The 23,180-nt window shown below is 45.8% G+C and carries 22 protein-coding genes and 1 pseudogene; 6 read left to right on the plus strand and 17 right to left on the minus strand.

The window, feature by feature from the left end; translation table 11 throughout:
- Window positions 1–2: 2 nt before the first annotated feature.
- The 9 genes from ACLFWI_RS07650 to ACLFWI_RS07690 all read right to left on the minus strand — a co-directional run bounded on the left by ACLFWI_RS07650 (window position 3) and on the right by ACLFWI_RS07690 (window position 8,715).
- Window positions 3–1,733 (minus strand): iron uptake porin, encoded by a 1,731-nt coding sequence (locus tag ACLFWI_RS07650; RefSeq protein ID WP_446412435.1) that lies wholly within the window; start codon window positions 1,731–1,733, stop codon window positions 3–5.
- 93 nt (window positions 1,734–1,826) lie between these two features.
- Window positions 1,827–2,324: a transcriptional repressor gene (locus ACLFWI_RS07655; RefSeq protein WP_446409283.1), complete on the minus strand. Its 498-nt coding sequence runs from the start codon at window positions 2,322–2,324 to the stop codon at window positions 1,827–1,829.
- A gap of 202 nt (window positions 2,325–2,526) precedes the next feature.
- The gene (locus ACLFWI_RS07660; RefSeq protein WP_446412436.1) at window positions 2,527–3,342 is read right to left on the minus strand and encodes a hypothetical protein; all 816 of its coding nucleotides are present in this window, start codon (window positions 3,340–3,342) and stop codon (window positions 2,527–2,529) included.
- A gap of 93 nt (window positions 3,343–3,435) precedes the next feature.
- A complete protein-coding gene (locus ACLFWI_RS07665) occupies window positions 3,436–3,564 on the minus strand; it encodes a multicopper oxidase domain-containing protein (RefSeq protein ID WP_446412453.1) in 129 nt (42 codons plus the stop codon).
- A gap of 5 nt (window positions 3,565–3,569) precedes the next feature.
- The gene (locus ACLFWI_RS07670) at window positions 3,570–4,046 is read right to left on the minus strand and encodes a hypothetical protein (RefSeq protein WP_446409282.1); all 477 of its coding nucleotides are present in this window, start codon (window positions 4,044–4,046) and stop codon (window positions 3,570–3,572) included.
- Window positions 4,047–4,303: 257 nt separating this feature from the next.
- Window positions 4,304–5,269 carry a multicopper oxidase domain-containing protein gene (locus ACLFWI_RS07675; protein ID WP_446412437.1) on the minus strand — a complete coding sequence of 322 codons (966 nt, stop codon included), beginning with the start codon at window positions 5,267–5,269 and terminating at the stop codon, window positions 4,304–4,306.
- Window positions 5,270–5,710: 441 nt separating this feature from the next.
- Window positions 5,711–6,691, minus strand: coding sequence for a cysteine peptidase family C39 domain-containing protein (locus ACLFWI_RS07680; RefSeq protein ID WP_446412438.1), 981 nt, complete (start codon window positions 6,689–6,691; stop codon window positions 5,711–5,713).
- A gap of 272 nt (window positions 6,692–6,963) precedes the next feature.
- On the minus strand, window positions 6,964–7,671 hold the full coding sequence (locus ACLFWI_RS07685) for a hypothetical protein (protein WP_446412439.1): 708 nt from the start codon (window positions 7,669–7,671) through the stop codon (window positions 6,964–6,966).
- Between the two features lie 444 nt (window positions 7,672–8,115).
- A complete protein-coding gene (locus ACLFWI_RS07690; RefSeq protein ID WP_446412440.1) occupies window positions 8,116–8,715 on the minus strand; it encodes a class II aldolase/adducin family protein in 600 nt (199 codons plus the stop codon).
- A gap of 159 nt (window positions 8,716–8,874) precedes the next feature.
- On the opposite strand from ACLFWI_RS07690, the gene hemC reads away from it, so the two are divergent.
- On the plus strand, window positions 8,875–9,840 hold the full coding sequence (gene hemC / locus ACLFWI_RS07695) for a hydroxymethylbilane synthase (protein WP_446412441.1): 966 nt from the start codon (window positions 8,875–8,877) through the stop codon (window positions 9,838–9,840).
- A gap of 363 nt (window positions 9,841–10,203) precedes the next feature.
- Window positions 10,204–11,031, plus strand: coding sequence for a 16S rRNA (cytidine(1402)-2'-O)-methyltransferase (rsmI, locus tag ACLFWI_RS07700; RefSeq protein ID WP_446412442.1), 828 nt, complete (start codon window positions 10,204–10,206; stop codon window positions 11,029–11,031).
- A gap of 8 nt (window positions 11,032–11,039) precedes the next feature.
- On the opposite strand, the gene ACLFWI_RS07705 is transcribed toward rsmI, so the two are convergent.
- Window positions 11,040–11,366: a DUF433 domain-containing protein gene (locus ACLFWI_RS07705; RefSeq protein WP_446412443.1), complete on the minus strand. Its 327-nt coding sequence runs from the start codon at window positions 11,364–11,366 to the stop codon at window positions 11,040–11,042.
- 70 nt (window positions 11,367–11,436) lie between these two features.
- Here ACLFWI_RS07705 and ACLFWI_RS07710 point away from each other — a divergent pair.
- Window positions 11,437–11,517, plus strand: a pseudogene (locus ACLFWI_RS07710) (hypothetical protein); the annotation flags it as partial.
- Between the two features lie 348 nt (window positions 11,518–11,865).
- On the opposite strand, the gene ACLFWI_RS07715 reads toward ACLFWI_RS07710, so the two are convergent.
- Window positions 11,866–13,752, minus strand: coding sequence for an Rqc2 family fibronectin-binding protein (locus ACLFWI_RS07715; RefSeq protein WP_446412444.1), 1,887 nt, complete (start codon window positions 13,750–13,752; stop codon window positions 11,866–11,868).
- Window positions 13,753–13,995: 243 nt separating this feature from the next.
- Here ACLFWI_RS07715 and remA point away from each other — a divergent pair, with 243 nt between their 5' ends.
- Window positions 13,996–14,262: an extracellular matrix/biofilm regulator RemA gene (gene remA / locus ACLFWI_RS07720; protein ID WP_446408293.1), complete on the plus strand. Its 267-nt coding sequence runs from the start codon at window positions 13,996–13,998 to the stop codon at window positions 14,260–14,262.
- A gap of 15 nt (window positions 14,263–14,277) precedes the next feature.
- Window positions 14,278–14,841, plus strand: coding sequence for a guanylate kinase (gene gmk / locus ACLFWI_RS07725; protein ID WP_446412445.1), 564 nt, complete (start codon window positions 14,278–14,280; stop codon window positions 14,839–14,841).
- A gap of 69 nt (window positions 14,842–14,910) precedes the next feature.
- Here gmk and ACLFWI_RS07730 read toward each other — a convergent pair whose 3' ends face one another.
- Window positions 14,911–15,114 (minus strand): hypothetical protein, encoded by a 204-nt coding sequence (locus ACLFWI_RS07730; protein WP_446412446.1) that lies wholly within the window; start codon window positions 15,112–15,114, stop codon window positions 14,911–14,913.
- A 21-nt stretch (window positions 15,115–15,135) separates the two neighbouring features.
- Between ACLFWI_RS07730 and ACLFWI_RS07735 the strand changes: the two genes are divergently transcribed.
- Window positions 15,136–16,122, plus strand: coding sequence for a GGDEF domain-containing protein (locus ACLFWI_RS07735; RefSeq protein WP_446412447.1), 987 nt, complete (start codon window positions 15,136–15,138; stop codon window positions 16,120–16,122).
- Between the two features lie 202 nt (window positions 16,123–16,324).
- Here ACLFWI_RS07735 and ACLFWI_RS07740 read toward each other — a convergent pair whose 3' ends face one another.
- The 5 genes from ACLFWI_RS07740 to ACLFWI_RS07760 form a co-directional block, all read right to left on the minus strand.
- A complete protein-coding gene (locus ACLFWI_RS07740; RefSeq protein WP_446412448.1) occupies window positions 16,325–18,082 on the minus strand; it encodes an EamA family transporter in 1,758 nt (585 codons plus the stop codon).
- A 169-nt stretch (window positions 18,083–18,251) separates the two neighbouring features.
- Window positions 18,252–19,847, minus strand: a complete 1,596-nt coding sequence (locus tag ACLFWI_RS07745; protein WP_446412449.1) for a hybrid sensor histidine kinase/response regulator — start codon at window positions 19,845–19,847, stop codon at window positions 18,252–18,254.
- Window positions 19,848–20,145: 298 nt separating this feature from the next.
- A complete protein-coding gene (locus ACLFWI_RS07750; protein ID WP_446412450.1) occupies window positions 20,146–21,645 on the minus strand; it encodes a glycosyl hydrolase family 57 in 1,500 nt (499 codons plus the stop codon).
- Between the two features lie 392 nt (window positions 21,646–22,037).
- Window positions 22,038–22,538 (minus strand): hypothetical protein, encoded by a 501-nt coding sequence (locus ACLFWI_RS07755; RefSeq protein WP_446412451.1) that lies wholly within the window; start codon window positions 22,536–22,538, stop codon window positions 22,038–22,040.
- A gap of 110 nt (window positions 22,539–22,648) precedes the next feature.
- Window positions 22,649–23,180, minus strand: a 532-nt coding sequence (locus tag ACLFWI_RS07760; RefSeq protein WP_446412452.1) for a type IV pilin-like G/H family protein, incomplete at its 5' end; no start/stop codon positions are given.

Here is a 23,180-nt window from a genome sequence, read left to right on the forward strand (position 1 = left end):
GGTTAAAAGCTAAAGGTGGTGCGGATAGCCCCGATTACAATGTCCTTATTATCACTATCGTGATCAGGTGCAGTGAGCCAGATAATTCCCGGTGTGATGGCAATGTTATCAGTTAACTGATACTGATAAAATGCCTCAATGTGGAGAGACGTATCATCATCCTCGGTACTGAATCCTGGAAGATTAACGCTAGAATCCGTAACTTTAGGTTCCATCCCCACCAAAATTCCAGCGACACTCCCTTCTTTGCCTAAATCTGGAAAGGCTAAGCTAACCGCCCAATTCCAAATATCCAAGTCACCGCGATCAATTTGTCCACCCAGGGTCGAAAGGGTTGTGGTTTTAGTGTAGCCTGCCCAACCGCCCAGGGCAAAGCGATCGCTTAACCGCCATGATACCTCTACACCATAAGAATTGCTAGACGTGGGAACGGCATTACCAAGCACATCTTCATCTTCGGTAAAACTGCGAAAATTGGAACGTCGGCTGCCAGTATCAGTGTCTCGATTGTAAGCATGGATATAGGTTAATCCAATATCCAGTTTATCGGTCGGCTTAAACAAAATCTGGGCAAGCGCCCCATAAGGACCATTGAATATGCCATTATCCTCACCGGGATCAGCCGCCTCACTCGCTAAATAGCCGACACTGAGTTCTAGCTTGTCACCGAATGCGTGATTAATCCCGATACCTGCACCATCCAGATAATAATAGATGGAATGCCTTGTCCCAAAGCGAGAAAGTGCTCCACTAGCCCCATCACCATCCAGAAAAGGATTAACCGTGCTGGCAAAGTCATCAGATGCACCTGCATTGGCGTCAATAACCACCCGGGTATTTTCACCAAGGGGAAAATCATAGAGTAACGCATCAATCACGACATCACTATCGGTTGCACCAGCAAAGAAAAGATCGCCTTCAGGTGTAATTGTCTGTTCGGTTAGAGAACCTAAACCTTCAGCTTGTAGTCTGGTTCTGAGTACATCTTCCCCAGTGAAACTGGTATTTAATTCCAGACGGGTGCGATGACCAAAAATGGTTACATTATCGATATCATTTCCATTGGCATCCTCTCCCGCAGCTACACCCGCCAAACCAAAGATGACTTCACCGGATAGTTTGGTAGTTGTTGAAAACTGATTATCCTCTAAGAAGGCGACTCGTCCCTCTAAATTATCTACCCGCGCTCCTAAGGTGGCGAGTTCGGCTTCAAATTCTTGAATTAACCGTTGCAAGGTTTCTAAGTCACCTTCGTCAACACCGTCAGTCCCCGCAATTAAGCGTTCAATTTGCTGCAAACAGGCATTTAAGCCGGCGGCAAATTCATAACGAGTCATAGCACGGTTCCCCCGGTAGGTGCCATCGGGATATCCAGCAATACAACCATAGCGTTCAACTAGCGATCGCAAGGCTTCATACGCCCAGTCTCCAGGCGATACATCCCGTAACTGAGAGACATTAGTCACTTGATCTAAAGCGTTCGTCTCGTTGCTGTAGTGGTTAATTTGCTCCAAAATCTCATCGCTGGAATCGCCACTCTGATTAGGAAGTTGGGCGATCAGTGTTGGTGGAGCAAAGGTTTCGTTGTCTGGATTGGCTGGAACGGCTATGGATGCTGTTGTTTGAGCCGAATCCACTTCTGTGGCGATCGCACTAACTCCCACGCCAAGTATTGCCGCCAATATTGTCGGGCTCACTACTCCATAGTTCCACAGTAGACTGGATTGTTTCATGTCCTCACACCTATGACCTAATAGTTGGGAATTGATTTTCTCTGGACTTAATCAAAATAATGATTGTCATTATCAAAACAAAGTGGTATTCCGTCAATCCCCGTACCGGGGACATGACCAGTTTCTGGGCAACAAAAGGGGCCACCCTTGCCGTACCGCTTCTAAGCAGACCGCATGCAGGGTAAGCTGACAGTCAAGCAGTTCAACGTTTTCATCCCTCGCTTGTTGTTGACTAATCTTTAAAATTGACGAATCTTTGAACTCAATCGTTTGGTGACACTGGAGACAGACAAGATGATGATGGTGTTTTAAACCCGAATAATTTAACTCATAATGCTTATGTCCTTCTGCCAGTTCCAGTTCTCGCAGCACACCGATGCGAACCATTAACTTAACGGTTCTGTAGACGGTGGACAGGCTGACATTTTTTCCTTGACCCTCTAACCAATTATGCAACTCTTCGACACTAAGATGCTCACCTGGGGGTAGTTCTTGAAACACTTGCAGAATCGTTTCTCTTTGAGGAGTCATCCGCAAATTTCTCCGGTTGAGGGCTAACTTGAGGGAGTTTGCCGTTAAGACTTCACGCATTCAAAAATTCGTCATTCGTTATTTGTCATACTCGCGCAAGCGAGAAGCAAGCTACGTCATTTGTCATACTCGCTGCCCTTGAGAAGCAAGCTACGTCATTCGTCATTTGTCAGGGCTGGAGAGCTATTTCCCTAACTTAATATCGTTAAGTTTATATCCAAACCCTTGATAGACTACCAGCCTTAAGTCTGTGACATTCTACTTAAGATGGGGACGAGGAGATGGTTTGACTGGTTTTTTGAATAGTTTGAATGAGGGTGGATACCTCCTCTGGTGTCATAACTGGCGTTGCTGGAGGAGTTGCACTGGGTACGGCGTTCTGGAGTTCGTTCAGGCTTGATTCTAGGGTTTGAGCCGCATCGGGATGTTCCTGACTCACTTGCTCGGCAATGTCTTGATAAAGGGTGTTGGCATAGAGGATAAATCCCCGTGAGTCTTGGTATTCAATCGTCTCCACGATTTTGTCATTGGCGATCGCGGCGTTGTATTCTTCCTCGACGGTACTGAGCATTCGGTTAATCACACTGAGGATAAAATCAGGAGACTGACGCTCAGAAGCGGGTAATACCTCAATTGCTTGATCAATCTCTTGCATCGCCGCTTTATATTCTGTGTTTATCTCCGGCGCATTGGGTTTGGATTTAACGAAATCATGCAATGTGTTTAGTGTGGGTTTAAAGTCTTTGACATTGCGTTCGGATAACTGAGTTTCTACATCAACATAGAGTTCTTCAATCGGGTGACCAATATGGGGTTCGGCTTGGTCAGGTTTTCCTTGATCTAGGAGTTCCTTTGCTATCAAGAGATGCCCTTTCATTAAGCCTAACGTGGTCATATAGTCAATATCCTGCGGCTGATCCGTGGCGGTGGAGGGTGACGCCGTAGTTTGGCTAGTCGTTGCGGGTGAACCGTTAGCCTCTGGCGTTGTCGGAGTAGAAGTTTGTGGGTTGCCACAGCTTGTCAGGGCGATTAGAGTCGCGGCTGCACCCGTGAGGGATAGAAAACGAACCGATGACATTGTTAAGAATTTTTGGCAATAACTGAGTAGACGGTTCTTAGTCTACAGCTATTGATAGTATTTTGCAATAAGTGAGAAAAAAATAACGTTCGATCATGAGGGGATCACGTCAAACATACCCATACAGCCATTTTCCGCGATCGCGTCTTGGTGGGGATGGAACATATACTCACCGGGGTAGGGGTAGGAAAATTGCCAAATATGCCGTTCCGCCGTTGCCAGGGTAGTTATTTAGGTGGAGTATCTTGCGGTTCCGCTGGAGAAACATCAGGACTAGGAACCTGACCATCTCCTAGTAAAAGATACCAGTTAGCTTTTTTTGACAGTAGTGTACCTGCGCCTCGATAGGCAATTGTTACTTGATCTTCAAAATTTTCTAGTCCTTGGTCATTACTGACGTAACTTCCTTTGATTTCGGCTATCAAAAAAACGGGTTTTATCTCGTTGTAGACAACGCTATATTCCTCTACTTCGTGACCCCCGAACTGGGAAATTTTGTCCTCTACAGCTTGTTCAGCTACATATTCTTTTGGAATCAGTTGAAGTATTACATTTTCTTTCTGTTGTTCTAAGCCCAGAATGTATTGCTCAACTACTCGCTCAGGAGTATCAGCACCACGAACACTGACAAAATTACATCCTCCCAAAATAGCACAGAGAGAGAATCCTAAAAATAGGATTGCATTCGCAGAGTTTTTTATCAAAGTCTTTTCTCTACTACATAACACCTTTAATTATAGCTAGACAGCAAGCTCCAAGCGTAAAATTTTGCGTTACTTGGAAAAGCGCATCTTGATATTCAATCGTCTCGGCGATTTTGCCATTCGCGGCATCCGTGATCGACAAAAAACGAACCGATGACAGGGTTAAACACTTTTGCGATAACAGCGTCTAAGTGAACCGTTCTTAGCTTATACCTATTGATATTTATAGCAATAAAATATAAAAAAACAACGATAACTCACAAGGGAATCACCTTAAACATACCCATACAACCATTTTCGGCGATCGCATCTTGGTGAGGATGGAACATATACTCACCGGGGTAGGAGTAGGAAAATTCCAGGATATGCCGTTCAGCCGTCCCCATAGTAATCACATCTGTTTCCAGAGTGGGAGTAAGGGTGCGCCCGGTGGGATAAACCTGGAACAGATTGGCATGAATATGAAACGTCGCCGCTACATCGAATTCAATCATATTTAGCAGATACAGGCGAACGAGTTGGTTTTGATAGATCGGGATGGGGTGATCTAAATAGTAGTCAGGGATACCATTAAAGGCGTAGAGTTCATTCTGATTATCATTGTTGATGTCATATCCGCCCATCACCAGAACCATTTCATCAGGGGGAGGGCGTTTTTGACGAGGATCAACAACGAACATCCCATAAAGTCCTTTGCTGATATGGCGAGTTACAGGGGCAATGTGACAATGATAGAGGTGGACACCAGAGGGTTTAGCGTCGAATTCGTAAATGGTTTGCTTACCATGGCGTATCGGTTTCACCCCATCCATTTCTGACGGGTGAGTGCCATGAAAGTGGATGCTGTGGGAATGTCCGCCTTGATTGTGGAAAATAACCCGGATGCGATCGCCCTCGGTGGCGCGGAGGGTGGGTCCGGGAACGCGATCGTTAAAGTTCCAGCTTACAAAGGAAACAGCACTATTCAGTTGGAGAGTAGAATTTTTAGCAACAATTTCAAATTCGCGAATTGTGCGTCCATTTTCCTGTTTAATTGTGCCAGAGTCAAAGTCTCGCAACACGGACATGGGGTTAAAATGATCCGTTGTTGTCTCTGGAAGCTCAGGAATGCGTACTCTAGAGGTGGAACGTCCTATCCAGGTTTGTCCTGCGATCGCGGCACTCGTCACTCCAGCGCCGATTAATCCCCACTTCAGTATCTGGCGGCGAGTCCATGGTTTCATGCTTGATCCTAGATGTGGATTTTTCATTAGCGACGACTCGTGACAGTCATTAATTGATAATAATTCTTTTCTAGCAAGTTAATCAAGGGAGTGTGTTCACCGTACTCTTACCTATACCGGATTAGGGATTGGAGAAGAAGAAGATGGGAACGTGCTGCCGGATTTCCCAATAAAACAAGTTAGCTCTGATACTTATTATGTTCGATCAATTGGAAATTGAATAGGTTTATTCGCAAGTCGATTGTTAAGATATTCTAATTTATTATGCCAGTCCAACTCAGCCGCCAAGAACTCAAGTTCTTGGCTTATAGCTTAAGTCGGTTAAAACCGACTACAATTCTTGTTCAGAGGTAGGTTGGGTCGAGGAACGAGACCAACATAAGCTAATACTCTGTTGGGTCATGGCGAAGTCGAAACCCAACCTACTCACAGATCGCCATCTTAAAAGGTGTGTTTTAGCTTGGGTGGATAGGTAACAAATATAGCTTGACCTATCCAATAGCCTTTCATCTGATCAAATGTTAGGATTTGACGCCCGTAAAGCGGATTACCAATGGTTACTGTTTGGGATTGTGTATTAATAGATAATAGGGCGACGGCATGGTTAAATATTACGCCATCTACAGGTTCTTTGACGGTCAGTACAGCCGGTTGATCCACCGCAATTAAATCATCAATCGTTAAACCCCATTGATAGTTCGGCGCTAAACCCAGCTTTTTCATTGCCCGAATTGTACTTAATGAGTAAGTCCCTTTTCGCGTCGTATGGGTGAGTTTAACCACATCCCGTTCTGATAAATTTGGATCTAATCCCACCAATCGGGCGAGTGTAGCGATACTAGCTGGGGCGCAAGTGTGAGACGTGGTTTGGAGAACAACTCCTTCAATCACTAATGGTTCACTTGCCATCCCCGTAATGGGTAATGTGTAATACAGAATAATCATCAAGGGTAGCATCATTCCTACAACGACTCCCACCAGCAGACGTAACTGTCGGCGAGAACGTTGTTCGGACAACTCAATTGATACGACTAGCCCTAACGTTAAGCATCCCAACGCCAGGATAATGGGCTGATGATAAGCACCGAGATATAAGCGAACAATTAAGGGTAGAATGCGGTAAATATTGAATTGTACGCCGAGAATAATCAACATTGCAATTGCCGCGATCGCGAGAAATATGCGATTAATCTTGCGGCGGTAATTCTTTGGGTTGTTAGAGAGAGTGATTTGGGCGGCTAAACGGTTTCCCACAATTGCACCGCTACTGAGAGGAATCAGGCAAAACAGGGTAATAAATAGGATGAGATAGTGCGATCGCATTGCCCAAAGGGTTAGGGAAACCCCTAGAATATAAGCTGCGAGGAAAAGTTGAGACAATGTGATATGCGGTTTAAGCGGAAGTTTGAATAGACTGTTCATCGTTGTTTCGACAACAGCAGCTTTGATTGTTTTGAACCCAAAATTTGGAAGCGTTTCAGCCTGGGATTTTTTTACCCACTCTCCGTTACTTTAGTACATAATGGTGTAATATTTGAGTAGGTTACCTATAGGAATTAACCCGGATTCGTCAGGCTGAGAATCCCGACTTGTGGGGAATCTAACTCCCAACTCGAATAGGATGGCTATAGAGCGCGATCGCACTCACCAAAGAAAGCTGCTGTATGGGGTAGTAAATCCGTGGCGAGTGGAGTCTACTCCGGTATATCTCCCACTGAGTTGGGGTTATGCAATAGTTGGGCTTTGGGATTGGTGACAAACACAGCATCACCAGTCCAATATCCCTTCATTTGGTCAAAGGTTTTCACCTGACGCCCATAGAGAGGTTCGCCTAACATCCCCGTGATCGGGAGTAAATGATGGCTAAATATGGCTAATGGTAGTATCATTCCGATAACGGTAGCCATTAACAAAGGTAGAGGTTGAGAGGTTCCTCGACCAAATCCTACGAAAAACACAACCAATCCTAAAGCAAAACATCCTAATCCGAGGATGACAAGGTTCAGGTATTCTGCAATATAAAGCAAAATAATTGTCGGAATCCAATGGGGTAATCGCAGATTTGTGGCAAAAATGGCTAAATCTGTAACCTTAACACCTTGTATGAGAATCAGTGAAGCAAAACTCGTCGCGATCGCACCCATCCCAAATAAAATAATATAAACCAGTCGCTGATGATGTTTCAGGGCGTTATCGATAGTATCCAAGGTAACGCCCTGCATAACCCAACGATGGGCTAAATTTGCACCAATAATGGAGGCGATGACGCAAATCAAGGCAATAAAAACAGTGTAGGAATCGGATTGGATTGCCCAAATCGTGAGGGATATCGACATCCCATAAGCAGCGAGAAATAAATGAGATGGTTTGATATACCGTACAATGTTTATAGAACTGTTCATTGTCTTTTCTAGAACAGCAGCCTTGATTGTCTCAAGCCCAATCGCACTCACCAAAGAAAGCTGCTGTAGAGGGTAGTAAATTCGTGGCGAGTGGAGGCTACTGCGTTATATCTCTAGTCGAGTTGGGCTTATGCAGGTTCGTAGTAAGGGCTTTAGCCCTAGATTATGTTAGGTTTCCTGCCGTTTTCCCAACTTACAACGATATGAGTGTCTCATGCCCGCGCCTACCTGAATCAGGGCGGGTTTTGTTGTTCATTTATCGGTGGGGAGGGCGGGTTTTGTTGTTCATTTATCAGTGACAAGGTAAGTTAGTGGCTAAACCCGCCCCTACAATTATGGCTAAACCCGCCCCTACAATTGACCCTTCACTGCGTTCGAGGGTATGCTAATTAATTATTGATTATTAATTATGACTGAACTGATGACTTTTCAATTGTAGTCCGACTACTTATTGTAGTAATGCAAAAGCAGACTACCCGCTTCATCTAAGGTTTCGCCAAAAGTAATAATTCCTTCTTCATGTCCCGCCATTACCAGAATCTTTTTTGCCATCAGATTCTCTTGGTCAAATAATCGCAGAATTTCTCGTGCCATTTCCGGGGTGCCGTAGGGACAATCTTGGGCGGTGGTGGGGACTTGGTTGATTAACTGCTGCCACAGGGAGAGATTATGAACGTGAATAATTGCATTAATTGTCGGATTTGCCGCATAGAGAGTGGCATGAGTTAACGCTTCCGATGAGGCTTGGATGGGTCCGGTGCAGGTTAAAGAATTCTGGTCTAAATCAAAATCGGTGACAATAGTATAGTGATGTTCTGTTAATCTGGAAAGACTGCCTGTCTTTGTGCCAGAGATGATCAACTCACCAGAGGGCGTATAACGAATACTGAGATTACCAAAACCAATCCCATTTTCATACATACCGATTAGGTTCAATTGATAGAGCTTATCGCGCCATTGATTAAGTTCGGCAATCTGTTTATAGGGAAGTGGTTTTGTCTCAATCCAATGGCATTGATACTTAACGTAACCTTCATCGATCATAGTTTTTCATTCCTATCTTTATTGGTAATGACGAGGGAACAGGGAATGGGGAACGGAGAACAGCGAATAGGGAAGAGTGACAAAGGACAAAGAACGAATGACCAAACTGCGGTAGTCTAGAGTAGGTGACTCTTTATATTTGTTTGACGCGATCGCTCTATGTCCTCCACTGTTACCAGTCCTGCTCGCACGATTCGTATCGGTTCCCGCAAAAGCCAATTGGCTTTGGTGCAAACCTATTGGGTACAGGAACAACTACAAAAACACTACCCGGATCGGGACTTTGAAGTCCAGACCATGAGTACCCACGGGGATAAAATCTTGGATGTGGCACTCTCCAAGATTGGTGATAAGGGACTCTTTACCAAGGAATTGGAAGTAGGGATGCTGAATCAGGAGATTGATTTAGCTGTGCATTCCCTCAAGGATTTGCCCACCGCGTTACCAGAAGGATTAGTCTTGGGGTGTGTGACGGAACGAGAAAACCCCGCCGACGCATTGGTACTTCACGCCAAGCACCAAGGTAAGCAACTGGATACGCTTCCCGAAGGTGCGGTGATTGGTACCTCATCCCTGCGGCGTTTGGCACAATTGCGCTACCATTTCCCCCATTTCACGTTTAAAGATATTCGCGGAAACCTGAATACCCGACTCGGAAAACTGGATGCTGGAGAGTTTGACGCTTTGATTTTAGCCGCCGCCGGGTTAAAACGATTGGGTATGAGCGATCGCATCCACCAAGTTATACCCTCGGAGATTTCCCTTCATGCTGTGGGACAAGGGGCGTTGGGCATAGAATGTCGGGGGGATGATTCAGAAATCTTGGACGTACTCAAAGCCATTGAACATTCACCAACCGCACAACGGTGTTATGCAGAACGGGCATTTTTACGGGAACTCGAAGGCGGTTGTCAAGTCCCCATTGGCGTAAATACAGAGATTAAAGGAAATAGCCTAATCCTTACAGGTATGGTAGCCCGTTTAGATGGGACAAGCTTAATTAAAGATACCGTGACCGGGGAGGTGACTGAGGCGGAAGCCTTAGGGGTTGAATTGGCTCAACTATTACGTCAGCAAGGGGCGCAAGAGATATTAGACGAAATCTTCGCTCAAATTCAGCGATAAGGTAGGGGCGCACAGACGTGCGCCCTTCCCCCTAAATTCACTTAACTATAAGCTTCGTGTTAATTCTCATGTAGGGGCGACCCGCTTGCACAAATCAACAACTGTGTCCATTTAAATTGCTCGGGTCGCCCTTTACTTCAATTGGATTGAATTTTCTGTTGCTATATGCATAATCAGATTCCTTAGCTAAGGACTTATAAAAGAAAGAAGGTTGAGCAGATAAACGCTACTGCTATTATGCCTTGCCTTGGGTTGTAGACGGTGAGGACATCATAATTAAAATTGGCGTAAGTCCGAAGATATAAGCATCCCGCGCCCAAAAAAAGCTAGAGTAACAAAGTCAGCAGGTATTACATTAGACAAATGGGGACACTGTATGTTGTCGGGACGCCAATTGGCAACCTAGAAGATATGACCTTCCGGGCGATACGCATCTTACAAACGGTCGATATTATCGCCGCCGAAGATACCCGCCACACGGGAAAACTGTTGCAACATTTTCAAATTAAAACCAACCAAATCAGTTACCACCAGCACAATCGCCAGCAGCGCCTACCCGAATTGCTAAATCAGTTAACGGCGGGAAAAACTATCGCCCTGGTTACAGATGCGGGAATGCCTAGTATATCTGACCCCGGTTATGAACTCGTCCAGGGGGCAATAGAAGCCGGAATTACAGTGATCCCCATCCCCGGTGCCACGGCGGGAATCACCGCCCTCAGCGCCTCTGGACTTCCTACTGATCGATTTGTGTTTGAAGGCTTTTTACCCGCCAGTGGACAAGAACGCCAACAAAGGTTAGAGGTGTTAGCGGCTGAATCGAGAACCTTAATTTTTTACGAATCGCCCTACCGCCTCCAGCAAACCCTGGAAGATTTCGCCACTATCTTTAGTCCCTCCCGTCAAATCGTCTTGGCGCGGGAATTAACTAAGTTACACGAACAGTTTTGGCGAGGCACAATTGAAGACGCGATCGCATACTACAGTGATCGTGAACCCAAAGGAGAATTTACCCTCGTCCTCGCTGGCGCACCCCCTGAAACCCCCGTCCTTTCTGAAGCCGCCCTCAAAGCTGAACTCAGCCAACTGATTAACCAAGGACTTTCGCGATCGCAAGCCGCCCGTCAATTATCTCACCTCACCAATCTGCCGCGACGCCAACTTTACCAAATGGCACTATCGTTACCTTAGAGTAAAACTTAAGCATCCCCATCCTGATCAATAGCCGCAATAGCGCGATCGCATTCGTCTGGGTGTTGTTCGTAGTATCCCCAAGCAGCAATCAGGTCTTTTTTAGTAAGTGTAGGATAATTTCGCAAAAGTTCCTCGTCATCTGCCCCCTGCTTGCGGAAAGCTACCAATGTCCATAGGGGGATGCGCCTGTTGCGAATCCGAGGTTGTCCACCACATACGCCTGCTGTAACCTGAATTCGCTTGCTGCTGAGTTGCTCAATCAGCAAGGTGCGTTCCTCTAGGGTGAGGGACTCAATAATTTGCACCAGTGAATTGATCAGTTGCGTGTTCATCAACTTTAACTCAGGTTTTCTGACAACCTTTACAGTAAAAGCTAACTAAAGATTCTCGCGATCGCAAGCCGCCCGTCAATTATCTCACCTCACCAATCTCCCCCGACGCCAACTTTATCAAATGGCACTCTCGTTAACCGAGATCCCGTAGGGGCGGGTTTAGGGATTAAATGAACAGACACACTTTAAACCAGACAACGAAACCCGCCCTCTTCTTGGCGCTGAATTAAGGCTGGTGGGTTTCGACTTCGCTCAACCCAGTTTCGACTTCGCTCAACCCACCCTACGGTATATCAGACGAAGGACAAATGACGAAGGACGAATGACAAATGACCAATAACTGAAAAAGACCATCAACTTGACAGATGGTCTTTCTTGTGCTACTGATGTCGTTATCGTTCTTGGAGGAAATCTGCTGCCCGTTCCCAAGCGCACAGCTTAAGATTTCTTCATGTTTTTATCGTAACAGAGAATACGTTTTTTATCAAACTTTACATTTTTATCCAGAAATATCTGCCGTTAGATAGTGTTCAGCCTGTTGAGGACGCCCCCATAAGATCTGTTCTCGCTTGTAAATCGCCATTCCGGGTTTAGCACCCTTGGGCTTATAAACATGCTTCGGCTCAGTATACACCACAGCCACCACATCACTCTGACGACCTCGACTATAATGGGCAGCTAAGTCAGCCGCAAACTGGAGATCCGCCTCATCCGCCACCGCCCCCGGATCTAACCGTAATAAGACATGACTCCCAGCAATTTCTTGGGTATGAAACCACAAGTCATAATCCCCAGCCGTGCGAAATGTGAGCTGGTCATTTTGGCGATTGTTACGACCAATTAACAATTCAAACCCACTGGGCGTGCGGTATCGGTACGGTTCAGATGCTTCGGTGACATCCCGACTCCGTTGATCTCGAACATCCAAATACCCTTGCCCAATCAACTCCTCCCGGATTTCCTGTAACGCCTGCAAATCTTCCGGCGTGGTGTAGCGCTCAATCTGAAGCAAAGACGCCTCAACCTGTTCTAAATACTCCACTTCCCCTTGCACCTCTTGCAGTAACGGCACAACCGCCAGACGCGCCCGTTTCAGCTTTTGATGACGTTTATAGAGGGCTTGAGCGTTTTGCACGGCATTTTTGTCGGGATCTAAGGATATCGTCAACGGTTGATTGGTGGCAAAGTCCAGAACTGTTATTTGTTTCATTCCCGGTTGCCAATCTTGCAGATGCGCCATCAATAAGTCAGCCTGTTGACGATACTCATCCGCCTGTTCCGATTGCTGTAACCGTTGTTCAAAGCCTAACGCCTTGGAGCGCGATCGCGCTAAAAAATTGTTGACTTTCTGAGTCAGTTGGTTATGCAGTCGGCTAAACTCTTGTCGATTCAGTTGGTCTGTATAGTAATGATGCAGTAAAATCTGGACACTAGGCGCAGGTTTAACCACACCCCAACCCAGCACATTGTATCCATCCTCTGTCCAACCCGGTTTGATTGTGTAGGGGCGGGTTTGACTATTATCGTTTGTTGTCACCCCGATGTGACTAAACCCGCCCCCATCTTCCCCAACCAGGGCGGGTTTAGTTAAGTTATCAGTTTTCTCCAAAACGTTATCCGTAAAACCCGCCCCTACAACTTGACCCCAATTTTCCAGCGCCCATAGCCATTCTTGCCAACGCTGAAATAGCCGTTGCCAATCTTCTGTCTTTAACGTGTCTGTGGATTGGTTGGGATCTAAATCAGCCGTTTGGATCATCGAACGCACCAGAGCGGGACTTAATCCCCGGTAACTTTTCAGTAATTGCCGTTTTAACGCTCCGGGAACTAAGCTAACTCGTTCTTGCCAACGCTCCTGGGACTCACTTATACTGGGTAAATCCCCCAACAATGCTGGCGGATGTTCGTAAGGCTGACCGGTTTGAATCGGACGGACACTCGATTGCTGGGGACTAACCTGATGGGCGGCGGTGACGATGATATTCTTAGCATCTGTCAGAATAACATTACTATATTTACCCATAATTTCCACATACAGATGCCAGAGAATCGGATCTCCGGGGCGGCGGGCAAATTGTAAGTCTAACACCCTTTCCCAAGGGGCAATGAACTGAATCCCGACTAGCGCCAACCCATTTAACTGATGTCGCAGTTGGTCACTAAACGTAAATGTATCCGGTATTCGAGGCGGCGGATCAGCCAAGCAAATTCGTGCGGCTTGGGGATGCCAAGCCAGCGTCAGCCATCCTCTACCCTGAAGTGTTCGTAAGCATAGAGCAATGGTATAGCGATCGCGCTGATAAACCTTTTCCAGTCGTCCTGGTATCCAACCAGCTTGTAACTCTGCACAAGCGGCGGTCAAGGTCGTAAAGTCAACCTGTTGCATGTCTTAGCTATCTTGGTAACGGTGTTTGGTGCTTTGAAAGCGTCCGTTGTCGTCTAACTATCCACTCAATAGCCGATGACACGTAACCGCATTTATGTAAAGCAAATCTAATCTTTTTTAGCGTAAACCCAAAAATCGGGGTTTTCTGTGCGATTTAGCCTTGTAAGCCTAAATTTTTGTAGATAACATTGAAATCAAATCCCTCGTAATCGCTCCTCAGGCGGCTTTTGCCGTTAAATTTTCATGGACATTCAACTGATCAATATCGGTTTTGGTAACATTGTTTCGGCAAATCGTGTCGTGGCAATCGTTTCTCCAGAGTCTGCCCCGATTAAGCGTATCATTACAGATGCTCGCGATCGCGGACAACTGATTGATGCAACCTATGGGCGACGCACGAGAGCCGTTATTATTACCGATTCTAGCCATGTCATTTTATCAGCGATTCAGCCAGAAACGGTTGCTCATCGCTTTGTCATTGGCAAAGATGGAGCAACTAACAATAATTAATTCGACAAGTAACCGATGATCAAACCAGGCAGACTTATTGTAGTGACCGGTCCAAGTGGCGTGGGGAAAGGAACTCTAGTCCGTTTACTCTTGACTAGACACCCGCAACTGTACTTATCGATTTCCACCACCACCCGTCAACCCCGCCCTGGTGAAGTGGAGGGACAACATTATTATTTTGTCAGTCAGGATAGGTTTAAGGAAATGGTCAGCGCCAATGAGTTATTGGAATGGGCAGAGTATGCGGGTAACTATTATGGTACACCCCGCAAACCAGTAGAACAACATATTCAACGGGGTGAGTCTGTGCTCCTAGAAATTGAACTAGAGGGAGCAAGGCAAATTCAACAAACCTTTCCCACTGCCTTGCGTATTTTTATTCTACCCCCCAATATCGCCGAACTCGAACAGCGCATTCGTCGGCGGGGTCAGGATAGTGAGGAGGCGATCGCACGACGCCTAGAACGCGCCAAGGCTGAGATTGAGGCGGCGGATGAATTTGATCGGCAAATTGTCAATGACAACCTAGAAGAGGCACTCTCGAAGCTAGAAGCCGCTATTTTTTCAGGGGCGGAGTAAATGGGAAGGTGAGGGAGATGAGGAACACCTCGACTTACTTCGGCTTCGCTCAGTAACACGCTCGGTGTGTCAGATGGGGAAGATAGGGAAGATGGTGTAGGGGCGGGTTTCACTACTATCTTTTCGGTTACATCCAGATGTAACTAAACCCGCCCCGACTAAATGACCAATGACCAATGACCAATGACGAAGGACGAATGACATAAGACGAATGACAAATAACAATGCCAGTATAGAAGAACCGATATCAGGGGCATCACCATAATCTCTCACCGTTTAAAAGCACACATAAGCATGCAAAGCCAATTAAATACCCCTGTACTCGAACAATTGATTGATTCACTTCAATCCAGTTATTCGGTGGAAGAGGCATGTAAAACCATTGAACCCTTAGTCCGACACCTTTTTCCCGATGAAATTGGGGCGATTTTTGTGATGAACTCCTCAAAAAACTTACTGGAGGCGATCGCGACGTGGGGTTCTGTCCCTTTGACAAGCGATTCGGTCTTTTCACCTCACGAATGCCTAGCATTACGACGCGGACAGGCTAATTTGGTCGATGACACCCAGTATTGTTTAAACTGCCAGCATATTCGCGCTAATTCTCCCGCCGTGGAAACCTTTTGTGTTCCCATGATTGCCCATGGAGAAACCGTGGGTTTGTTGTCCGTTAGTTCACTCCAACGGGGGCGAATTGCCCAAACTCGACAATTAGCGGAGAAAGTGGCGAAGCATATTGGCTTGGCATTAGCCAACTTAAAACTGCGAGAAACGCTGAAAAACCAGACGTTTCGAGATCCGCTGACGAAACTGTATAACCGACGTTACCTGGAAGAATGCTTTGAACGAGAAATCCGCAAGTCTCAACGTCAACCCAAGCCGATCGGGGTAATCTTATTGGAAATTGATGAGATGGAACAGTTAAACCAGCGATTTGGCAAATCTGTAGCTGATTTGCTGTTGCGCGAGATTGGGTTGTTATTACCCAGCCAAGTTCGGGCGTCTGATATTGCTTGTCGTTATGGTGGTCAACAATTTCTCCTACTTTTACCAGAAGCCGCGTTAGCCGTCACCCAACGACGCGCCGAACAACTGCGACAGAGTATTCAGCAACTTAGTTTAGACTATCGCGGTCAATCCTTGGGTTCTCTGACAATTTCTGCCGGGATAGCCAGTTTTGCTGAACATGGTAAGACGGCAAAGGAAGTGCTACAAGCGGCTCAGATAGCCCTGAATTTAGCAATTACTGGAGGGCGCGATCGCATTGTCATAGCATCCTGATTCCCTTGACTCAAATGGAAGCTATTCAAAAGTTATATTGTAGGGGCGGGTTTAGCCACTTATAAAACTCGGTTAATAATAACGTATCAACAAAACCCGCCCTTATTCACCGTCTCTACATTTCCCCCAGACGTAGCATGTTACGTCTCTACATTGTTTCCCGGCTTCTCCCATGGCGCGATTCCCTACGGGATAGCTTCGCTTACCGCACAATGGTTAAAGCCGCTACTCCTAAGGTTACCAGCACCATACCCACGACTTGAGGAACCGTTAATGGACTCTGAATTAGAATCCCAGCCAAGAGTGCGGTTAAAATCGGTAACGTAGCCCCCAAAACCGAAGCGCTAGCTGCACCACTTCTGGCAATTCCCATGGTGTTGCAGACATAACTAATTAGAGTAACACCGCCTAAAACCAGACCACTAATTACTAGATTTGAACTTAAACTCGGCGCAAATACTACACCCCACGATGCTGGGAAGGATATCATTACACCCAAGGCAGACAATATCAGAACGATGGCTAAGTTCAGCAACAGAATTGGCATCGGATGAAGCTGTTTTGCCAAGTTTTGCATTAGCATCAAATGCAGGGCAAAGGCAATCGCCGCCCCTGATGCCAGGGTAACGCCGAATTGTGACAGTTCCCCACTACCACTGGGTAGAGTCGTCAGCACAAACCCAGCAATTACCATCGCGAAGGGAATAAAATGACTCCATCGATTAAAGCGATCGCTTAAGAGTAATAGCACGATGGGATAGATAAAGAAAATAATCACAGCCACACCGGGCGCAATGATTCCTAATCCCCAATACAGCAATACTTTGGATAAGAATAGGAAAAACCCACTACATAGGAGAGTACCGAATAAACTCCAATTGCGCGATCGCAGAACCTGTTGAATATCTCGCCACACCCCCCGATAAAATCCCCGACTCAAGATTGCCATCAGAGGTACAACGACCAACATCCGCGACCAGAGTATCAGTAAGGTATTTCCTAACGTCGGCATCCAAAAACCACCGTAGGGGCTTGGTAACCAAGCGTAGGGGCTTGGTAACCAAGCGTAGGGGCTTGGTAACCAAGCGTAGGGGCTTGGTAACCAAGCCCCTACTGGGAATCCCGCAATCGCTGTGGCATTAAAAATAATGTTGACAAAAACGTTTTCAAATGCTAATGCTAGCAACGATAAAAACACCAGCACTAACCCAACCAGCCGTTTCCCTGTGGATTGTTTTTGCGGGCGTCTTTGCAGCTGGGTAGGTGGAACAACAGGTAAAGGTGATTCAGCAGGGGATCTGACGATTTCGCCCTGATTAGAACGAGGAGAAGATCCATCCTGATCCGGCGCGGGTAACGTTAGAGGATTAGGGGCGGCGGGAGGAATTTGAGAACGGGGTTCAGAGGTAGAGGATGGGGGAGGAATTTCAGCTTTGAGTCGATTCACCAGTGTCTCTAGAATCACCTCTGCTTGTTCCTGGAGACTGTACATCTGGCTCAACTGTTGGGACATTGAGCTTTGATAGCTATTCAGATCCTGTTGCAGGGTTCTAAATGTAGTTCTCAGCGTGTTATCTAAGGAAGCCACTAATTCCTGGATAGTTTGCTGATGATTTCCCACCGTCTGATCAACGGATAGTCTTTCTGAGGACTGGGCAAGTTGTTGGAGTTGCTGGCTGAGTAAGTCTTGCAATTGGTTGGCAAAGGTTGGGGCAATCTCAGACGTCAGTGCTGGCGGTTGAGTCAAGTGCTGCTGTCGTTGATCATGCAGCGTTTTAATTTCCTCGCTCAACTGGGCTTTCTCTTGTTGTAGCTGTTGAATCTCCTGAGTAAACTGGGTCATGAGACTGTGACGCAACGTCTCTATGCCCTCAATACTCTCGGTCATGGATTGCAAGAGATCGGCAGCTTGTTGTTCTCGATTCTCCCCGTTGTCCGGTTGATTGTCTAGTTGCCCCATTTCCAATACCACTCGGTTAGTCTATGCCTTGCAGAAATAAGTTCACTGCTTTGAGTCGGATGTTGAATTTTAGCATAATCGGCGAGAAACCTCACGGTCGAATCTTTGATTGACCGTGAGATGAATCGCTAGTTGGAGGAAACTTGTTTCCCTGCTTGCTCAATTTTTGTTACTGATTCATAGGTAGGGTAACAGTAACGGTTGTGCCGACGCCGACTTCACTCTCAATTTGGATTTGACCACGATGTAAGTCCACATATTTTTTGACAATGGCGAGTCCTAATCCAGTGCCGCCAATGGTGCTAATATTACTCCCCCGATAAAATGATTCAAATAATCGGGATTGATCCATTGGTGGAATGCCAATTCCTTCATCTTGAATCTGGACGGTTACAGAATCTGAGTGACAGCATAACTGGAAAGTAATCGTGCCTCCTTTGGGGGAATATTTGACAGCATTGGAGAGCAAGTGATTTAATAATTTCCGTAACATAGCCTCGTCGAATAACCCTTTGATGGGAGGTTCTGCCATAAAAACGTTTAGGGTATATCGCGGATCTAGATTACTTTGGAATTCCTCGATCAGGTCACGACATAAATCTGCTACCTCCAGGGAAATAGGATTAAAATTAATTTGTCCGGCTTCCGATTGACCAATCAGAATCACATCATTTAGGAGTTGGGTAATATGTTCGACACACAAGCCAATTTTTTGGAAATGTTTTAGCTTTTTGTCCTCGGTTAATTTTTTATCGTAGAGTTTCAATAATTCACTAGAGGATTGAATCGTGGTTAGGGGAGTCCGGAATTCATGGGAAATGGTGGTAATGATGTGAGATTTCAATTCACCCAGTTCTTTCTCTTTCTCTAAGGCTTGGCGAATCATCGCCTCGCTGCGCTGGCGTTCAATTATTTCCGTTTCTAGCCGGATTTTTTCTTTTTCTAATGCAGCGGCATAGATACGCTCTGTGATATCTTGCAAAATACCAGAAAGACCCGTAATTTTACCGTTAGCGACCTGTGAGGCATGGGCATGAATTTCTAGCCAACGAGTTTTTCCAGTTTTGGTGACGTATCGAATTTCCCGTTGAAAACAGTCTTTTTTCCCGGTTATGATAGATTGCCATAATTCTTGATGGAGTTGGCAATCGTCAGGATGAACATACTCAATAAAATGAGTTCCTAAGGTTTCTTCTAGAGTAAACCCCATCAACTTTGTCCAAGCCGGACTGAGAAATTCCCAGTTACCATTGGGGTCAATTTGAAAAATAACTTCTTTGACATTTTCGACGACGGATCGATATTGTTGTTCGCTGCGTCGCAGTGCCTTTTCTGCCCAACTTGCGGCGAGGAGACGACGAATACGCTGGAGTAAGACGGGGACATGCAAGGGTTTAGTCACATAATCGATCGCGCCAGCGGCAAATGCTGAATCAATGGACTTTTGATCCTCAAGCCCGGTAATCATTAGTACAGGGATACCCAGCAACGCGCGATCGCTCTTTTGTTCAGGAGTCTGTGTCAAGGCTTGTAGTTTTTGGCAACAGATGAAACCATCCATCACCGGCATCAATGCATCCAAAAGCACCATATCCGGCTGGTACTGCTGATACGCCACTAAACATTTCTCTCCATTTTCTGCCTCGATCACCTGATATCCCTCTTTTTCCAGCAGTTGACGTAACATCACTCGTGTGAAGCGATCGTCATCAGCAATTAAAATCAGCGGCGATTTTTCAGCATCATTCCCTGTTGCAGTCAACATCCTTGGACTCCTATCTAGCACACAGACAAATCTGGACTGAGTATTCCCAAGAATGGTGAACCAATAACATTAGGGGAGCTGGGGGAGCCATGTTCCAGACGTAGCATGCTACGTCTGGGAGATGAGGGAGATGGGGGAGATTGTGTAGGGGCGGGTTTCACTACTATCTTTTTGGTTACACCCAGATGTAACTAAACCCGCCCCGACTTTACGAATGACGTAGCTTGCTTCTCGCTCTTCGAGTATGACGAATGACAAATGACATAAACAAATGACATAAACAAATGAAGAAAGATAACTAACCCTTAATAATCGCTTCACCGCGTTGGTAAAGTTCACGGGCATAATCCGTCCACATTCCTTGTCCCCAATAGCGAAAACAACTGGTCTCCAGTAACAACGTGTACAATAACGCTTGCTGATAATCACTCCGCTGCGTCACTGATGGATCTTGCTGCACTAATGGGTCATACTTCAGATGAAACGCCGCACTGAGTTGATTCATCGGTTCTAAGACATTTTCATAGCCTTTGACCCAGCTTAAATCATTTGTCCATGATGCCCCATCAACATGGAATTGATGATCGGTGGCTGTCAACTCCGCGATCGCATTCGCGACGGCATCAGGTGTAATATTATCTAGATCGACTCGTTGCCAAATCTTATGCTGACCAACGGCTTGACAAGGAGGATACTCACCTGGATTAACACCCCCGGCTTCAAGTAACTCTAAATACTCCGTCCCATTCATCGGCACAACACCCGTTTTCCCGCCCCCTTGGTCACGAATTTCATGGTAAATGCGAAACAGATCACGGGGATATTCGTTCATCATCACGCCCCCATTTTCGCCATCAGCAATTTGGGTGACTAAAGACGGAATCGAATGATTGCCAATTGACTGCTTACCCCGCCCCTTTGCCTCAAAATAGGGCTGCATTTGTGCCACTAATTTGGTATCTGACCCTTGTGTTTTAACCAAAATTGTGATATAAATTGTTTCACCCTGGGAATTGCGAGCCACTAAACGATTGGGGACATATTTCTGATCCTGCGATAATCCCGAACCATCCAGATTTTCCAAAGAATGTTCCTGCACCATCAACCAGCGATAGCCACAGTCTTTCAGGGCTTTGATGTATTCATACAAACTATCAGGATGATTGGGTAAATGCATCTCTGGTGGCGAGAAGCCTTTCACCCGCTTCAGCGCATCGTAACCAAACATAGCGGCAAAATGATGTTGCCATGCCTGAATATGCAGTTTAATATCGGGAATTGGGGTAGAGGGAACAACCGCATGACTCCACATCGTTCCCAGCCATTCCACATAAGGCTGATAAGCGCGATCGCAGGTAATCCGTTTAAGATTATTCAGGATATCCTCTCGCCCCATTTGCTGGAATCCCCACAATAAATTCCCCGAATAATCCAGCATAATCCGAGGATTGCACCCCTCAGCAACCAGTTGGGGAATAAAATCGCCCATACGACGGTAGCACCCGGCGAAGGGTTCGGCATTGTGGTTATCCCCTTCCTGGGGATGTTCAAACATGTATTGGAGATTGTTAATCAATTCACCATTCGCACCTGCTGGAACCGTGGGTTGGTGCATGTGTAAGGCGCAAGCGAATCCTGACGTGATATCCTCGAGGCGCAGATTGGTTGTGGGTAAAAATACAGGTTCGTCTTGTTGCACCACTTTCCGAATGTTTTCTTCCCACCCGCAAATATTGGGTAATCCTTCTCGTAATTCCGCTAAAGCGGGTTGATTCGGGGTTGAGGTTACTGCACTCATGATCCTTTCCTCGATGATTGTGCTATTGCTAGCATACACAATTCGTCATTCGTCATTCGTCCTTTGTCATTCGTCCTTTGTCATTTGTCATTCGTTCTTGGTAAGGGTTTGAGGATTATTGATACAAGTTAATATATTTAGGGTGAATGGCACGCTCAATAAGCAGTTTTGGCTTACCGAAATCCTTAATCTATCGTCGGGTTAGTTTCGACTTGGCTCAACCCACCATCATACCAGTAGTGCGTTTAGCGAAGCCATGCCGCAGGCTTTGCATCTTGCTCGCTACTAATACCCAATTTAAATGCATGACAGCTTACCAGTCAGTGATATTCTATTTAGGTTTATTTCCAACAACTTACTTACGAATCAGGCAGAGGGTATAAAAGTAGAGATTAATCAGCTAGTTTCTGTGGTGGCATATCCAGGAATCGACGAATCAGGTTGACTATCTCCAACTTTTGCTGTAGGTTTTTTCCTTCCGATTTAATAGACAACTGTTTCCCTGATTTCAAAATAATCGCGATTTGATAGTTACTTGTCTGATCCTGATTCCAGCTTGTGGATTTCAGTTGCACCTGGAAAATATCGCTTAGGGGATACAACGTGACTTGAGTTTTCAATAATCCCCGGCGTTTAATCAAGAGACTGTTTGTCTCTTTATCAAAGTGATAGATGAAAATACGCCCCGCACAGACAAGTAAGACAATACTCAAAACTAGATTAAAAGCGAATAAGGCATACAAGCCTAACATATAAATAATCCAAGGCAGGACTAAACTAACCAGAATAATCAGCAAAGGAACGCTGACAACCAAACATCCAGAGAGTTGCCAAATAAAATAGGGGCGATGTCGGAGTTTGAGTTGGGTGGGGGTTTTTTCTAAGATAACCATGTTTGAATAAGTCCTAACGAATCATTCAACTGTAGGGGCGCAAGGCTTGCGCCCTTATCTAAGTACCTCATTCATTCAAGAAAGGCTATATTAACTGAGCCAAGCTATTCCTATCTAGATAAATCTATTGTCCCCTCACCACAAGCGAGTTCACCCTTTTGATAGGTGGGTGCTGCGGGTTTAATTGAACCCGGTGTACCCGTTTCACAGAGAATAGCAACTGTAGTTATCTTATCGGATACTGGATCAGGATTAACGTCAGTTGCGGGAACAGCAAAAACAGCACCGACATAACTAGGGGTTGCGTCATGACGAGATATACCGTAGTTAAATGCAGCATTGTCAGTTATCTGAGTTGAGTAGGCGTAGCTTTCTGTTTCAGTCGGAATACCCAAACCTAGATCATCAATGTTACTGCTAAAGCTTTGTTCAGTTAAATAGTAAGCTTGCTGGGCGCGGTTCATAGACCCCACATAAGTTTTGCCTTCTGACTTTTTCGTATAATTGCAGTGATTGAAAAACAAAGGTACAAGAATGTAAATCATCCCCCCGATCATTAACATCAATCCGAGAAAGCATCCTACGCCAGTTGCATCTGTTCCAGTTTTCCTACCCATGAGATTAGGTTTTAACTCTACACCT

Origin of the sequence: Coleofasciculus sp., from assembly GCF_046539235.1 — a bacterium.
Taxonomy (GTDB): Bacteria; Cyanobacteriota; Cyanobacteriia; order Cyanobacteriales; family Coleofasciculaceae; genus Coleofasciculus.

What these genes read in the sequence shown, in the direction of transcription:
- ACLFWI_RS07650 (WP_446412435.1), bottom strand. Translation starts at nt 1,733, where the DNA reads ATGAAACAATCCAGTCTACTGTGGAACTATGGAGTAGTGAGCCCGACA.
- ACLFWI_RS07655 (WP_446409283.1), bottom strand. Translation starts at nt 2,324, where the DNA reads ATGCGTGAAGTCTTAACGGCAAACTCCCTCAAGTTAGCCCTCAACCGG.
- ACLFWI_RS07660 (WP_446412436.1), bottom strand. Translation starts at nt 3,342, where the DNA reads ATGTCATCGGTTCGTTTTCTATCCCTCACGGGTGCAGCCGCGACTCTA.
- ACLFWI_RS07675 (WP_446412437.1), bottom strand. Translation starts at nt 5,269, where the DNA reads ATGAAACCATGGACTCGCCGCCAGATACTGAAGTGGGGATTAATCGGC.
- ACLFWI_RS07680 (WP_446412438.1), bottom strand. Translation starts at nt 6,691, where the DNA reads ATGAACAGTCTATTCAAACTTCCGCTTAAACCGCATATCACATTGTCT.
- ACLFWI_RS07685 (WP_446412439.1), bottom strand. Translation starts at nt 7,671, where the DNA reads ATGAACAGTTCTATAAACATTGTACGGTATATCAAACCATCTCATTTA.
- ACLFWI_RS07690 (WP_446412440.1), bottom strand. Translation starts at nt 8,715, where the DNA reads ATGATCGATGAAGGTTACGTTAAGTATCAATGCCATTGGATTGAGACA.
- hemC (WP_446412441.1), top strand. Translation starts at nt 8,875, where the DNA reads ATGTCCTCCACTGTTACCAGTCCTGCTCGCACGATTCGTATCGGTTCC.
- rsmI (WP_446412442.1), top strand. Translation starts at nt 10,204, where the DNA reads ATGGGGACACTGTATGTTGTCGGGACGCCAATTGGCAACCTAGAAGAT.
- ACLFWI_RS07705 (WP_446412443.1), bottom strand. Translation starts at nt 11,366, where the DNA reads ATGAACACGCAACTGATCAATTCACTGGTGCAAATTATTGAGTCCCTC.
- ACLFWI_RS07715 (WP_446412444.1), bottom strand. Translation starts at nt 13,752, where the DNA reads ATGCAACAGGTTGACTTTACGACCTTGACCGCCGCTTGTGCAGAGTTA.
- remA (WP_446408293.1), top strand. Translation starts at nt 13,996, where the DNA reads ATGGACATTCAACTGATCAATATCGGTTTTGGTAACATTGTTTCGGCA.
- gmk (WP_446412445.1), top strand. Translation starts at nt 14,278, where the DNA reads ATGATCAAACCAGGCAGACTTATTGTAGTGACCGGTCCAAGTGGCGTG.
- ACLFWI_RS07735 (WP_446412447.1), top strand. Translation starts at nt 15,136, where the DNA reads ATGCAAAGCCAATTAAATACCCCTGTACTCGAACAATTGATTGATTCA.
- ACLFWI_RS07740 (WP_446412448.1), bottom strand. Translation starts at nt 18,082, where the DNA reads ATGGGGCAACTAGACAATCAACCGGACAACGGGGAGAATCGAGAACAA.
- ACLFWI_RS07745 (WP_446412449.1), bottom strand. Translation starts at nt 19,847, where the DNA reads ATGTTGACTGCAACAGGGAATGATGCTGAAAAATCGCCGCTGATTTTA.
- ACLFWI_RS07750 (WP_446412450.1), bottom strand. Translation starts at nt 21,645, where the DNA reads ATGAGTGCAGTAACCTCAACCCCGAATCAACCCGCTTTAGCGGAATTA.
- ACLFWI_RS07755 (WP_446412451.1), bottom strand. Translation starts at nt 22,538, where the DNA reads ATGGTTATCTTAGAAAAAACCCCCACCCAACTCAAACTCCGACATCGC.